The sequence below is a fragment of the Rhodococcus sp. ABRD24 genome, from assembly GCF_004328705.1.
Taxonomy (GTDB): domain Bacteria; phylum Actinomycetota; class Actinomycetes; order Mycobacteriales; family Mycobacteriaceae; genus Prescottella.
In genome coordinates, this window is record NZ_CP035319.1 from 4,847,584 (window position 1) to 4,861,151 (window position 13,568).

A 13,568-nucleotide genomic window follows, 5' to 3' on the forward strand; every position below is an offset into this window, starting at 1 on the left:
TCGCCGGGTGTGCACTCGGTGTAGTTGCAGATCAGGGCCTTCAAGTGCGATATGTCCCATTCGCGGACTCGTTGCTTGGCGTACGTAACTACATTTATAGTTGCAATTTGCAATTGATGATGCGGAGAGCATTTCGATGACGACACCAGCGGGGGAGACTCAGGTCGGCGCTGCCACCGAGCCGATGACCCACAAGCAGATTCTCGAGGTCCTCACGGGCCTCATCGCGGCGCTCTTCACGGCGCTGCTCAGTACGACCATCGTCTCGACGGCGCTACCGACGATCATCGGTGACCTGCAGGGAACACAGACCCAGTACGCGTGGGTCATCACGACCGCGCTGCTCGCGAACGCGGCGTCGACCCCGATCTGGGGCAAGCTCGCGGACCTGTTCAACAAGAAGATCCTGGTTCAGTCATCGATCGTGATCTTCGTGATCGGGTCGATCATCGCGGGTTTCGCACACAACGTGCCCATTCTGCTGGCGGCCCGCGTCGTGCAGGGCATCGGCATGGGCGGCTTGACGGCGCTGGTGGTCGCGATCATCGGCAGCATCATCCCGCCGCGTGACCGTGGGCGATACTCGGGCTACATGGGTGCCGCGATGGCGGTATCGATGTCCGGCGGACCGATCCTCGGAGGTGTCATCGTCGACAGCCCGCTCGGATGGCGCTGGACTTTCTTCGTGTGCGTCCCGCTGGCGGTCATCGCATTGCTGCTGCTGCAGCGCACACTGCACATTGCGACCGAGCGCAAGGACGACGTCTCCATCGACTGGTGGGGTGCGATGCTGCTCACCGCGGGCGTCAGCGTGCTGCTGATCTGGGTGTCGTTCGCGGGCAAGGTCGGCTACTACGACTGGTTCTCCTTGGAGTCCGCGATCTACGTCGGCGTCGGCATACTGCTGCTCATCGTCACCGTGATCGTCGAATCGAAGGTGAAGTCGCCGATCATCCCGCTGAAGATCATCACCGAGAAGACGACGGGTCTGGCGATCATCGCGTCCGTTGCGGTGGGCGTCGGCATTTTCGGTGCCACCACCTTCCTCGGTCAGTACTTCCAGACCGCTCGCGGTCACAGCCCGACGATCGCCGGTGTCCTGACGATTCCGATGGTGATGGGCATGCTCGTCTCGTCGGTCGTCTCGGGCCAGCTCATCACCCGGCTCGGAAAGTGGAAGCCGTTCATCGTCGGTGGCGCCGCGTTGCTCGTGGTCGGGTTCGGTCTGCTGTCGACGATCGATCACGCGACCAGTCTGTGGCTGATCGGCGTCTACATCGCCATCGTCGGTGTCGGTGTCGGCAGCCTGATGCAGAACCTGGTGCTCGCGGTGCAGAACACCGTCAGCGTCAAGAACATCGGTGTAGCCAGTAGCTCGGTCGCGTTCTTCCGGACGTTCGGCGGCGCGATCGGCGTGTCGGTGCTGGGCTCGATACTCGCCACCCGTGTCACGACCCTGTCCGCCGAGGGCTTTGCGAAGCTCGGTATCGACACCCACGCGGCGGGTAGTGGCGGCAACCTCGACATCAACGCCCTGCCGGCACCGATCGCGGCCGTCATCCGCACCGCGTACGGCGATGCGACGGGACGGCTGTTCCTGGTGGCGGCCGTGGTCGCACTCATCACCCTCGCGTGCGCGATCGTGATCCCGAACACCCCGCTGCGGCGCACCATCGATATCGAGAAGCCGGCCGAATCGGAAGAGACGCCGGCGCCGGGGAAGGTACACGTGGACGTGGACGTCCAGGCATGACCCGCCCCGGAGCTGCAGCTACGTCTTGCGGTTGTACAGACGCATGGTCAGCGGCCCGAAGATCGCGATGAACCCGGCACACCAGACCAGTACGACGGACATCTGGCCGAACTCGAACGAGCCCTCGCACAGCGCCCGCAGCGTCGTGACGAGGTGACTGATCGGGTTGACGTCGACGAACGCCTGCAGCCAACCCGGCATCGTCGACGGGTCGACGAAGATGTTGCTGGCGAACGTGAGCGGGAACAGGATGAACATCGACACGCCCATGACCGCCTGCTCGGTGCGCATCAGCATCGCGAACATCGTCCACACCCACGACAGGCTGAACGAGAACAGCAGCAACAGCAGGACCGACAGCACCACTCCGACCACGCCGCCAGCCGGCCGGAACCCGAGGATCAGGCCCAGGATCAGCACGATCACGGATGCGATCGTGTAGCGGACGATATCGCCGAACAGCGCGCCGACCAGAGGTGACGGCCGCCAGATCGGCAAGGACCGGAAGCGGTCGAAGACGCCCTTCTCGATGTCCTTGTTCAGGGTCAGTCCCGTGTACATCGTGATCATCACGACGGTCTGCACGAGGATGCCCGGGATGAGGAACTGGACGTAGGCGCCGGTCGAACCTGCGAGGGCGCCGCCGAACAGGAACGTGAACATCAGCGTGAACATGATCGGGAACATGGTCACGTCGAACAGTTGCTCCGGGACGTGCTTGATCTTGAGCAGTGCCCGCCATCCGAACGACATCGATGTGGACAGGGCGTTGGGCCGCGGCGGCCGCGGCCCCGGCATCTGCAGGACGTTGCCGACTGCCTGCGCCGAGGTGGTGATGGTGTCGGTCATGACGCGCTCTCCTCGAGGGTGTCGGAGTCGGTCGCCCCTTCGGCGCCATGGCCCGTCAGGGCCAGGAACACCTCGTCGAGGCTGGGTTGGCCGAGAGCGAAGGTGGTGACGGCGAGGTTCGCGTCGTCGAGCGCCGCGAGCGCCTGCGCTACGCGTCGCGGGTCGTCGATTCGGGCTGTCAACGCCGCGGGGTCCGTTTCAAGGCTCACCGGAACCCCCAGGACCGGTTCGAGGATTGCGGCGGCCTCGGGCCGCCGGATCGGCTCCGCGACCCGCACGTGCAGGGCACCGGATCCCACCGACGCCTTGAGTTCGCCGGTGGTCCCCTCCGCGATGACCTTGCCCTGGTCGATCACGGCGATGCGATCGGCGAGCTGATCCGCCTCGTCCAGGTACTGGGTCGTGAGCAGGACGGATGTCCCACCCGCAACCAGCGCCCGCACGATCTCCCACACCTGGTTCCGGCTGCGGGGGTCGAGCCCGGTGGTCGGCTCGTCGAGAAAGATCAGTTCGGGGGTGACGATGATGCTCGCCGCGATGTCGATGCGCCGTCGCATACCGCCCGAGTACGTCTTGACCTGACGGTTCCCGGCCTCGCTCAGCCCGAATGCCTCGAGAAGCTGATCGCACCGCGAACGCGCGGCGGCCCGCGAGTATCCGTAGAGCCGTCCGAGGAGGATCAGATTCTCGGCGCCCGTGAGGTCCTCGTCGAGCGAGGCGAACTGGCCCGTGAGCGAGACCTTGCTGCGGACGGTCTCCGCCTCGCTGCTCACGTCGTGTCCGAGGACGCGGGCGGATCCGCCGTCGAGAGGCAGAAGAGTCGCGAGCATCCGGATCGTCGTCGTCTTGCCGGCACCGTTGGGGCCGAGGACGCCATAGACGCCGCCGGTCGGCACGGCCAGGTCGACGCCGGCGACCGCGACATTGGAGCCGAATCGTTTGATCAGACCATGGGTCTCTATCGCAAGTTCGAGATTCAGTGTCATCTGGTCCCCGTCGTCATCTGGTCCCCGTCGTCATCTGGTCCCCGTCCGGCCCGAATGCCTGCGGCGAAGCTGCCCCGGTACAGACTGTCGGATACCGGCAGGTGAAGCAATCGGAATTTACTCCTTCGAGTGGCGGCGCTACAGCCTTCCGTGTGGCTCGATGGAGCGCAGAAGCATGTCCAGCTGCGCGTAGGCGATGGTGGCGAGGCGTTCGAGGAGCGCCGACTTGATCTCCGGCGCCTCGGCGGTGAGCCGTGCGAACCGGTCCGGTGGCAGCACGGCGACGGTCACCACTGTGTCCGCGCGGACGTCGTTGAGGAACTTGGAATCGAGGAGCATCGGCATCTCGCCGAAACTCATTCCGGCGGACAGCGTCGTGATCCGGTGGGTCGGCCCGTTGCCTGGCGTGACGGTCGTGCTGGCCTGGCCGGACAGGATGAGGAAGATTCCCGCGGCCGGATCGCCGCGTCGCACGATCGTCTCTCCCCGCGCGATGGTCCGCAGCTCGAGTGCGTCGACGAAGCGGGAGAACTGGGCCGGGGTGAGGTCGGTGAGCAGTGGGTGCTGCTCGAGTTCGATCGACACGGGTTGTCTTCCTGCAACGCAGTGCCGGCTGAGCAGAACTTCTTCACACCACTGGGTCGCCGCGTCGAGATCGGCGAACACACGTCCACCGGGGTCCTCGGGCGCAAGGCTCGACGTCGTGTGGCCGAAGAGCCCGGCAGGGTCGACGAGTGCGGTGCGGCAGCCGGTGTCGGCGAGATCGGCACGCAGCGACTCGATCATGCGCCGGGCGATGCCGCTGGCGTCGTCGACGCGTCGCACGTCGACGACGACAGCCTCGAGGTCGGCGCGTTCGCCGTCGATCTCCCGGACCGCGGTCTCAGCGCCGCTGAACAACAGGTCGCCGTGCAGCTCGTAAATTCGTCCACGCTCGCCGTACGTGTCGAGGGCATCGCGTTCGGCGTCCGTGCGACGGGTGCGCGATGGGGCCGATGCGACGCTGTACCGGGCCCGGATCGCGGAGCGGGCAGCCCGGGGGACGTGCAGGAAGTGGAGTTCGAGGTCACGGGAGAGCTCGCGGCACGCGTGCTCGCCGCGGACGCTGTTGCCGTGCCGGTCGAGACGGGGGGAGTAGACGGCGATGCCGAGCTGGCCAGGAAGAACGGCGAGCACGCCGCCGCCGACGCCGCTCTTCGCGGGCAGGCCCACCTCGGTGACCCATTCGCCGGCGGAATCGTACATTCCGCATGTCGTCATGACGCTGAGCACCCGCTCGACGAGCGCCGGGTTGAGCACTCGATCGCGAGTGAGCGGGTTGACGCCGTTGTTTGCCATCGTCGCCGCCATCAGCGCCAGGTCCCGGCACGTCACGGCGATCGAGCATTGGCGGAAGTAGACGTCGACGACGTCGTCCGGATCATCGGTGATCACCTCGAACGAGCGCAGCATGTATCCGATCGCTCGATTGCGGTGTCCGGTCCGGCGCTCCGAGGCATACACGGCCTCGTCGAGCGAGAGCGGTCGTCCCGCGCACCGCGAGTAGAGGGTCCGGATCCGTTCGAACCGTTCGGCCGGTGTCGCGCCGGCGACCAGCGAGGTGGATGTGATCGCCCCAGCATTGATCATCGGATTGCGCGGCCGCTCGGTGTCGGGGTCGAGGCTGATCTCGTTGAATGCTTCCCCGGACGGTTCGACGTCGATCTTCCGGCCGACTTCGTCGACACCGCGATCGGCGAGCGCGAGGGCATACGTGAAGGGCTTCGAAATGGACTGAATCGTGAAGTCGATGTCGGTGTCGCCGATTTCATACACGTGGCCGTCGCACGTGGCGATCGCGATCCCGAAGGCGTCCGGCACCACCTCTGCCAGCTCCGGAATGTAGTCCGCCACGTCGCCGGCGCGATTGTCCCGGCAGACTTCGTACACCCGCGCAATGAAATCGTCGACCACGTTGCCCATGCAGCAACAGTAGGATGATCGACAAGTCTCGGGTACCGAACCATCGCCGGTTCGGTGGCTCCGTAGACTGGTGGACTGTCATGGGACAGTTCGTCAACCAGCCGGAGGGAGAGATCTCGTTGGGTGTCCTTGCCCGCATCCAGACGCCTGACGATCTGCGTCAGCTCAGCTCTGAGGAGATGAAGGAGCTTGCCGCGGAGATCCGCGAGTTCCTGGTGCAGAAGGTCTCGGCGACCGGTGGTCATCTCGGCCCCAACCTCGGTGTCGTCGAGCTGACGCTGGCGTTGCACCGGGTGTTCGATTCGCCTTCGGATCCCATCATCTTCGACACCGGTCATCAGGCCTACGTCCACAAGATCCTCACCGGACGCAAGGACGAGTTCGATTCGCTGCGCAAGCAGGGTGGACTGTCCGGGTACCCGTCGCGCGCCGAGAGCGAGCACGACTGGGTGGAGTCTTCGCATGCATCGGCCGCGTTGTCCTATGCGGACGGCCTGGCAAAGGCGTTCGATCTGTCCGGCCAGCACGACCGGCACGTGGTCGCGGTCGTGGGCGATGGCGCCCTCACCGGCGGCATGTGCTGGGAGGCGCTCAACAACATCGCCGCGGGCAGGGATCGATCGGTCGTCATCGTCGTCAACGACAACGGCCGCTCCTATGCCCCGACGATCGGCGGGCTCGCCGATCACCTGGCCGCGCTGAGTCTGCAACCGGGCTACGAGCGTCTCCTCGACAACGGTCGCCGCATGGTGAAGAAGATGCCGTGGGTCGGCCGGGCGGCGTACCAGCTGCTGCACGGCATGAAAGCCGGCCTCAAGGACGCTGTGAGCCCGCAGGTGATGTTCACCGATCTCGGCATCAAGTATCTCGGTCCGGTCGACGGGCATGACGAGGCCGCGATGGAGTCGGCGCTGCGCCGGGCCAAGGCGTTCGGTGGACCGGTGATCGTGCACGCCGTGACCCGCAAAGGCATGGGATATGCGCCCGCCGAGAACCACGTCGCCGATCAGATGCATGCGACCGGTGTCATCGATCCCCTCACCGGCCTGTCCCGGGGCACGTCGGCGCCGGACTGGACATCGGTATTCTCGACCGAGTTGATCGAGCAGGCCGAGCAGCGCGCTGACATTGTCGCGATCACGGCCGCGATGCCGGGGCCTACCGGCCTCGCCGTGTTCGGCGAGCGTTTCCCAGAGCGGATGTTCGACGTCGGTATCGCCGAACAGCACGCGGTCACCTCGGCCGCCGGCCTCGCGCTCGGTGGCATGCATCCCGTGGTCGCGATCTACTCGACATTCCTCAACCGTGCGTTCGACCAGCTGTTGATGGACGTCGCGCTGTTGAAACAGCCGGTCACGATCGTGCTGGACCGTTCGGGCGTCACCGGTGTCGACGGCGCGAGTCACAACGGCATGTGGGATCTGTCGCTGCTCGGCATCATCCCGGGCATCCGGGTCGCCGCGCCTCGCGATGCCGCGACGCTGCGGGAGGAGTTGCAGGAGGCGCTCGCGGTCGACGACGGTCCGACCGTCATCCGTTTCCCCAAGGGTGCTGTCGGCGACGACATCCCCGCGGTGCGCCGCCTGGACGGCGTCGTGGATGTGCTGCAGATGCCTGACGGAGATGGTGGCGATGTCCTTTTCATTGCAGTTGGTTCCTTCGCCGGGCTGGCGCTCGAGGCGACCGAGCGTTTGCGCCAGCACGGCATCACGGCAGCCGTGATCGACCCGCGGTGGGTGCTTCCGGTGCCCGGGTCCGTGATCAAGCTGGCGGAGCGCTTTCGCATGGTCGTCACTCTCGAGGACAGCGGCCTGCACGGTGGGATCGGCGCCACCGTGTCGGCGGCACTGCGTGCCTCCGGCGTCGATGTCCCGTGTCGGGATCTCGGTGTGCCGCAACAGTTCCTCGACCACGCATCACGCGATCAGATTCACCGTGAGTTGGGGCTCACCCCTCAGGACGTCAGCAGGCAGGTCACCGGCTGGGTCGTCGGCCTCGACCGTGCGGACACTCACAGTGGGCTCGACAAGTCCAATCCGAGCGTCGGATAGCGGGCCTACCCGTTACCCGAGCGCGGAATCGGGCAGCGCTGACGCTGTCTTCGACCGGATCAGCACGACCCCCGCGGTCGGTGATCGTGGGGGCGTGGAGCCGGATCTTGTTGAAAGACAACTGGATTGCGCCCGCAACTCGGGCTGTGTGGAATTCGGTGGCGCCGATGCAGGTCAGGCGTGCACGATGGGTGCTACCAACGCTGCCAGGAGGTCTCGGTGACAGCGCCGGAAACCGGTGAACTCTCAGCCGACTGCGCGCATTGTTTCGCGTTGTGCTGTGTGGCTCTGCCGTTCGCGCGGTCTGCGGACTTCGCGATCGACAAGGATGGCGGGACGCCATGCCGCAATCTGCTGGACGATTTCCGGTGCGGGATCCATGCAGGGCTGCGGGAGTCGGGGTTCGCGGGCTGCACAGTGTACGAGTGCTTCGGCGCCGGTCAGAAGGTGTCGCAGGGGACCTTCGGCGGACGCAGTTGGCGAGCTGCCCCCGATACCGCCCCGCAGATGTTCGACGTCTTTCCGGTCGTGCGCCAGTTGCACGAGATGCTGTGGTACCTCGCCGAGGCACGATCGCTGTCGCAGACTCGATCGATCCACGGTGACCTCACGGGGATGTATCGCGAGACGGCGGAACTCGCCGACGGCTCGGCCGACGACCTGGTGGCACTCGACGTCGGCGCACACCGGGAGCGCGTCAACGCCTTGTTGCTGCAGACGAGTGAACTGGTCCGTGCCACGGTTGCGGGTCGACGGAAGGATCGTCGGGGTGCCGACCTGATGGGCGCGAAGCTTGTCGGCGCGGACCTGAAGGGTACGAACCTGCGCGGCGCCTACCTGATCGGGGCGGATCTGCGCCGGGCGGATTTGCGTGCCGCGGACGTGATCGGTGCGGACTTCCGCGGCGCGGACGTGCGAGGCGCCGGTCTCGCGGGAGCGTTGTTTCTGACCCAGTTCCAGATCAACGCGGCGAAGGGTGACGCTGCAACGACGCTTCCGTCGGCACTGACACGGCCTGCCCACTGGTAGCTGTCGGTCCTCGTCACTCCTGCTGTTGCCGAATGGAAACACATTGCGGCGGAGGCCGCGACGCGAGAGGAGCGCGCCACAGGGACGCGCTCCTCTTCGTCGAACCGAGGTTCGGCTCAGACGCTCGCGACACCCTTCGCCAGGAAGGTCTTGCCGTTCACGGCCTCCGACGTGCCGGTGCGGTCCAGATACGGCGTGATGCCGCCGTTCCAGAAGCCGAAGCCGCCACCGAGGATCAGGCACAGATCGATGTCCTCGGGTGCCGCGACGACGCCCTCCTCGAGCATGATCCGGATCTCCTCGGCGAATGCACGGCGGGTGCGCTCGAGCACTTCCTCGGACGTGGACGGGTTGTCGCCCTGGTGCCACAGCGCGGCAACCTCGGGGTCGACGACCTGGCCCTTGTCGGTCCAGGTCCACACACCGGGCTTGCGCGCCTCGACGATTGCCTCGAGGCCGGGCGACGGCTTGAACCGCTCGGGGTAGGCCGCGTTGAGGGTCTCGCCGGTGTGCAGCGCGATCGCCGGGCCGACGAGCGCGAGCAGAGTGAACGGCGTCATCGGCATGCCGAGTTCGGCGATCGCGTTGTCTGCGACGTCGAACGGGGTGCCCTCGTCGACCGCGTTCATGACCTCGCCGAGCGCGCGGATGAGCAGGCGGTTGAACACGAAGCCCGGCAGGTCGGCGGAGCCGACGGCCGACTTACGGAGTGCCTTCGCGGTGGCGAACGCCGTTGCGAGCGTGGCATCGTCCGTCTTCTCGCCCTTGACGACCTCGAGCAGCGGCAGCACTGCGACGGGGTTGAAGAAGTGGAAGCCGACGACCCGCTCGGGATGCTCGAGCCCGGCAGCCATCTCGGTGATCGACAGCGACGAGGTGTTGGTTGCGAGGACCGTCTCGGGGGAGATGTGCTCCTCGAGCTCGGCGAACACCTTCTTCTTGACGTCCATGTTCTCGAAGACGGCCTCGATGACGAAGTCGGTCTTGGCGAACGCGGCCTTGTCGAGCGAACCGGTCACGAGTGCCTTGAGACGGTTCGCGCCGTCCGGGGACAGCCGGCCCTTGGCGAGGAGCTTGTCGATCTCGCCGTGGACGTAGCCGACGCCCTTGTCGATGCGCTCGGAGTCGATGTCGGTGAGGATCACCGGCACCTTGAGCTGCTTGACGAACAGCATCGCGAGCTGGCTCGCCATCAGTCCGGCACCTACGATGCCGACACCGGTGATCTTGCGCGCCAACGACTTGTCGGGTGCGCCGGCGGGACGCTTGGCCCGCTTGTTCACCAGGTCGAACGCGTACAGTCCGGCGCGCAACTCGTCGGTCATGAGCAGATCGGCGAGCGCGTTGTCCTCGGCCGCGAATCCTGCGTCGAGGGACTTCGGGTCGGTGAGGTCGGTGGTGCGGGCCAGCTCGAGCAGCTCGACCGTGCGCACCGCGCCCGGCGCGTTGTTCTTGGTCTTGCCGTCGACGATCGCCTTGGCGCGGGCGATGGCCTCGTCCCAGCCGGCGCCGCGATCGATCTCCGGGCGGGCCGGGGTGATGTCGCCGGCGATGACCTGGGCGGCCCACGCGAGGGACTGCTCGATGAAGTCGGCCGAGCCGAGCACGACGTCGGCGATGCCGAGTTCGAGCGCCTTCTTCGAGTTGATGACCTTGCCGTTGTTGAGCGGGTTCTCGATAGCGACGGTGACCGCGTTCGACGGCCCGATCAGGTTGGGCAGCAACTGGGTTCCGCCCCAGCCCGGCACCAGGCCCAGCATGGCCTCGGGCAGGCCGAGGGCGCCGACGTTGTCGGCGAAGGTGCGGTAGTGACAGTGCAGACCCACCTCCAGGCCGCCGCCGAGCGCGACACCGTTCACGAACGCGAACGTCGGAACGGACGATTCGCGCAGGCGGCGGAACACGCGGTGACCCAGCTGCCCGAGCTCGACGCCCTGCTCGCGGGTGGTGATGCTCGGAACACCCTTGAGGTCGGCGCCGGCCGCGAAGATGAACGGCTTACCGGTCACGGCGATCGCGGCCGGGTTGGCGGCGAAGGCCTCGTCGAGTGCCTTGTCGAACGCCAGTAGACCGGCCGGGCCGAAGGAGTTCGGTTTGGTGTGGTCGAAGCCGTTGTCGAGCGTGATCAGCGCGACAGGGCCCTCGATACCGGGCACCGAGACGAGCTTGGTGTGGGCGTTCGTCACGATCTCGTCGGCGAAAGCTGCGCCGATGATCCCCGTCGCTTCGCTCGCCCCGTTAGCGATGTCGGTCATTTACTTGGCTCCCGCTTCGTGTGCTGCGTAGTCCTTGTGATTCGGGTTCTCCCAGATGACGGTTCCGCCCATGCCGAGGCCGATGCACATCGTGGTCAGGCCGTAGCGGACGTCCGGGTTCTGAGCGAACTGGCGCGACAGCTGCGTCATCAGGCGGACACCGGAGGAGGCGAGCGGGTGGCCGCACGCGATGGCGCCGCCCCACTGGTTGACCCGCGGGTCGTCGTCGGCGATACCGAAGTGCTCGAGGAACGCGAGCACCTGCACCGCGAATGCCTCGTTGATCTCGAATAGGCCGATGTCCTCGATCTTCATGCCGGTGCGGGCGAGCAGCTTCTCGGTCGCGGGGACCGGGCCGATGCCCATGACGGCGGGGTCGACGCCCTGGAAGGCGAAGCCGACCATGCGCATGCCGATCGGCAGGCCCAGCTCGTGGGCGGTGTCCTCGCCGGCGAGGATCGCGGCGGTGGCGCCGTCGTTGAGACCCGCGGCGTTACCGGCGGTGACGCGCCCGGCCGGGCGGAACGGCGTCTTGAGTCCCGCGAGATCCTCGAGCGTGGTGCCCGGGCGCGGGGGCTCGTCCTCGGTGGCCAGGCCCCAGCCCGCGGCCGAACGGGTGGCCACAGGCACCAGGGTGTCGGCGATGAAGCCGGCCTTCTTGGCGGCCTCGTACTTGTTCTGCGACGCGACGGCGTACGCGTCGGTGCGCTCCTTGGTGATGGTCGGGAACCGATCGTGCAGGTTCTCGGCGGTGTTGCCCATCACCAGCGCGCTGGGGTCGACCAACCGGTCAGCGAGGAAGCGGGGGTTCGGGTCGGCGCCCTCACCCATCGGGTGCCGGCCCATGTGCTCGACACCGCCGGCGACGACGACGTCGTACTGGCCGAAGCCGATGCCCGACGCGGTGGTGGTGACGGCGGTCATCGCGCCGGCGCACATGCGATCGATCGCGAACCCGGGGACCGTCTCGGGCAAGCCGGCGAGGATCGCGGACGTGCGGCCGATGGTCAGGCCCTGGTCGCCGGTCTGCGTCGTCGCGGCGATCGCGACCTCGTCGATTCGGGAAGGATCGAGCTGAGGATTGCGGCGCAGCAGCTCGCGGATGGCCTTGACGACCAGGTCGTCGGCGCGGGTCTCGGCGTAGATGCCCTTCGGCCCGGCCTTGCCGAACGGCGTGCGGATGCCGTCGACGAAGACGACGTTTCTCTGGGTAGCGGATGCAGCCACGCTGGATTCCTCCTGGCGGGAGTGGAGCGGTCACGGCGAGTCGAAGGCCCGCCAAGCACCACTGTAGCGCTAATTACCCGCCAGTAACATGCGGGGCGGCGTTGGCCCCGTCTCCGCAGATCAGGGCTCTGCTCGGACCGCCTCGACGAGGACCGGAACGGTCAGTTCCCGCTGCCACGGCCGGGCGCCGCCGGCCGCGAGTGCCGCATCGATCGCTGTGGGCTGATCGAGTTCGGCGGCCGGCGGTTCCCAGCACACGCGGCGGACCAGATCTGGGCTGAGGAGGTTCTCGACAGGCACCTTCACGCGCTCGCTGAGTTCTGTCATTCCGGTCTTCGCGGCATTCAGGCGTGCGGCCGCCGCGGGGTCGCGCTTGGCCCACCGACTGGGTGGGGGAGGACCGGTGAACGGCTGGTTGATCGGTGGTAGCTCGGTCGGCGGGAGTGCCCGTGCACGCTCGAGTGCAGCGAGCCACAGCCGCGAAGACCGGCGCTGGCGTGGACCGCCGAAAACCTGCAGTGCCCGCAGTGCGTCGACCGACCTGGGGTCGGCGCTCGCCGCCGCGACGATCGCCGAATCCGGCAGGATGCGGCTCGGGGAGATATCGCGTTTGCTGGCGATCTCGTCTCGGGCGGTCCACAGCTCGCGGACCGCGGCGAGCTGCCGGGGACTCTTGAGGCTGTGAATCTGGGATGTCCGCCGCCATCGGTCGGGCTTCGGCCGCGGCGGTCCGGCGAGCCGCACATGTTCGAACTCCTGCCGCGCCCACTCGGTCTTGTCCTGGGATGCCAGCTCTTTCGCCATTGCGTCCCGGAGCTCGAGCAGGACTTCGACGTCGAGCGCTGCGTAGTTGAGCCATGCGTCGGGCAGTGGGCGAGAGGACCAGTCGGCGGCACCGTGGCCCTTGCGGAGCTCGAGCCCGAGTGTGCGCTCGACGATGGCGGCCAGGCCCACGCGCTCGAAACCGGCGAGGCGCCCGGCAAGTTCGGTGTCGAACATGCGCGCAGGTGCGAGGCCGAGTTCGGCGAGGCACGGTAGGTCCTGGTCGGCCGAGTGCAGCACCCATTCGAGGTCGTTGATCGCATCGCGCAGCGGCCCGAGATCCTCGCTGACGGGGATGGGATCGAGCAGTACGGTCCCGGCGCCCGCACGACGAAGCTGGATCAGGTAGGCGCGTGAGGAGTACCGGAAGCCAGAGGCGCGCTCGGCGTCCACCGCGAGTGGTCCGGTGCCGCCCGCGAGGCGTGCGGCGGCGTCGCGGACGCCGTCGACGCTCTGCACTACCGGCGGCACGCCCTCGGCCGGGGCCAGCAGCGGCACGGGGGCGGAGGTGGACTCCGAGGTATCTGGCATAGGGGGCAACTCTACGTGGCGCGGGGTTTGTTTCACGGTGACATCCGGGCCTTTCCCGATAATTCTAACGATCTTGGACATATGACCAAGAGCACATCGTCGA

At 67.0% G+C, this 13,568-nt stretch carries 9 protein-coding genes; 3 read left to right on the forward strand and 6 right to left on the reverse strand.

Going from position 1 to position 13,568, the window contains the following annotated elements:
* Positions 1–136 precede the first annotated feature (136 nt).
* Positions 137–1,753: an MDR family MFS transporter gene (locus tag ERC79_RS21755; RefSeq protein WP_242676677.1), complete on the forward strand. Its 1,617-nt coding sequence runs from the start codon at positions 137–139 to the stop codon at positions 1,751–1,753.
* An 18-nt stretch (positions 1,754–1,771) separates the two neighbouring features.
* Here ERC79_RS21755 and ERC79_RS21760 read toward each other — a convergent pair whose 3' ends face one another.
* The 3 genes from ERC79_RS21760 to glsA form a co-directional block, all read right to left on the reverse strand.
* Positions 1,772–2,602, reverse strand: coding sequence for an ABC transporter permease (locus ERC79_RS21760; RefSeq protein ID WP_131580432.1), 831 nt, complete (start codon positions 2,600–2,602; stop codon positions 1,772–1,774).
* Positions 2,599–3,588: an ATP-binding cassette domain-containing protein gene (locus tag ERC79_RS21765; RefSeq protein WP_131580433.1), complete on the reverse strand. Its 990-nt coding sequence runs from the start codon at positions 3,586–3,588 to the stop codon at positions 2,599–2,601. The genes ERC79_RS21760 and ERC79_RS21765 overlap by 4 nt, the downstream gene beginning before the upstream one ends.
* A 138-nt stretch (positions 3,589–3,726) precedes the next feature.
* On the reverse strand, positions 3,727–5,550 hold the full coding sequence (gene glsA, locus ERC79_RS21770) for a glutaminase A (protein WP_131580434.1): 1,824 nt from the start codon (positions 5,548–5,550) through the stop codon (positions 3,727–3,729).
* Positions 5,551–5,669: 119 nt separating this feature from the next.
* On the opposite strand from glsA, the gene dxs reads away from it, so the two are divergent.
* Both dxs and ERC79_RS21780 read left to right on the forward strand, forming a co-directional pair.
* Positions 5,670–7,601 (forward strand): 1-deoxy-D-xylulose-5-phosphate synthase, encoded by a 1,932-nt coding sequence (gene dxs, locus ERC79_RS21775; RefSeq protein ID WP_131581439.1) that lies wholly within the window; start codon positions 5,670–5,672, stop codon positions 7,599–7,601.
* Between the two features lie 219 nt (positions 7,602–7,820).
* On the forward strand, positions 7,821–8,630 hold the full coding sequence (locus ERC79_RS21780; protein WP_131580435.1) for a pentapeptide repeat-containing protein: 810 nt from the start codon (positions 7,821–7,823) through the stop codon (positions 8,628–8,630).
* A 116-nt stretch (positions 8,631–8,746) separates the two neighbouring features.
* Here the strand turns inward: ERC79_RS21780 and ERC79_RS21785 are convergent, their stop codons facing one another.
* The 3 genes from ERC79_RS21785 to ERC79_RS21795 form a co-directional block, all read right to left on the reverse strand.
* Positions 8,747–10,885 carry a 3-hydroxyacyl-CoA dehydrogenase NAD-binding domain-containing protein gene (locus ERC79_RS21785; protein WP_131580436.1) on the reverse strand — a complete coding sequence of 713 codons (2,139 nt, stop codon included), beginning with the start codon at positions 10,883–10,885 and terminating at the stop codon, positions 8,747–8,749.
* On the reverse strand, positions 10,886–12,112 hold the full coding sequence (locus ERC79_RS21790) for a thiolase family protein (RefSeq protein WP_131580437.1): 1,227 nt from the start codon (positions 12,110–12,112) through the stop codon (positions 10,886–10,888).
* 120 nt (positions 12,113–12,232) lie between these two features.
* Complete coding sequence (locus ERC79_RS21795) at positions 12,233–13,465, reverse strand: ribonuclease D (RefSeq protein ID WP_131580438.1); 1,233 nt, start codon at positions 13,463–13,465, stop codon at positions 12,233–12,235.
* Positions 13,466–13,568: the final 103 nt, after the last annotated feature.

Bases quoted from the DNA above. Each gene is read 5' to 3' on its own strand.
- ERC79_RS21785 (WP_131580436.1), bottom strand. From the start codon at position 10,885: ATGACCGACATCGCTAACGGGGCGAGCGAAGCGACGGGGATCATCGGC.
- ERC79_RS21765 (WP_131580433.1), bottom strand. From the start codon at position 3,588: ATGACACTGAATCTCGAACTTGCGATAGAGACCCATGGTCTGATCAAA.
- ERC79_RS21760 (WP_131580432.1), bottom strand. From the start codon at position 2,602: ATGACCGACACCATCACCACCTCGGCGCAGGCAGTCGGCAACGTCCTG.
- glsA (WP_131580434.1), bottom strand. From the start codon at position 5,550: ATGGGCAACGTGGTCGACGATTTCATTGCGCGGGTGTACGAAGTCTGC.
- ERC79_RS21755 (WP_242676677.1), top strand. From the start codon at position 137: ATGACGACACCAGCGGGGGAGACTCAGGTCGGCGCTGCCACCGAGCCG.
- ERC79_RS21795 (WP_131580438.1), bottom strand. From the start codon at position 13,465: ATGCCAGATACCTCGGAGTCCACCTCCGCCCCCGTGCCGCTGCTGGCC.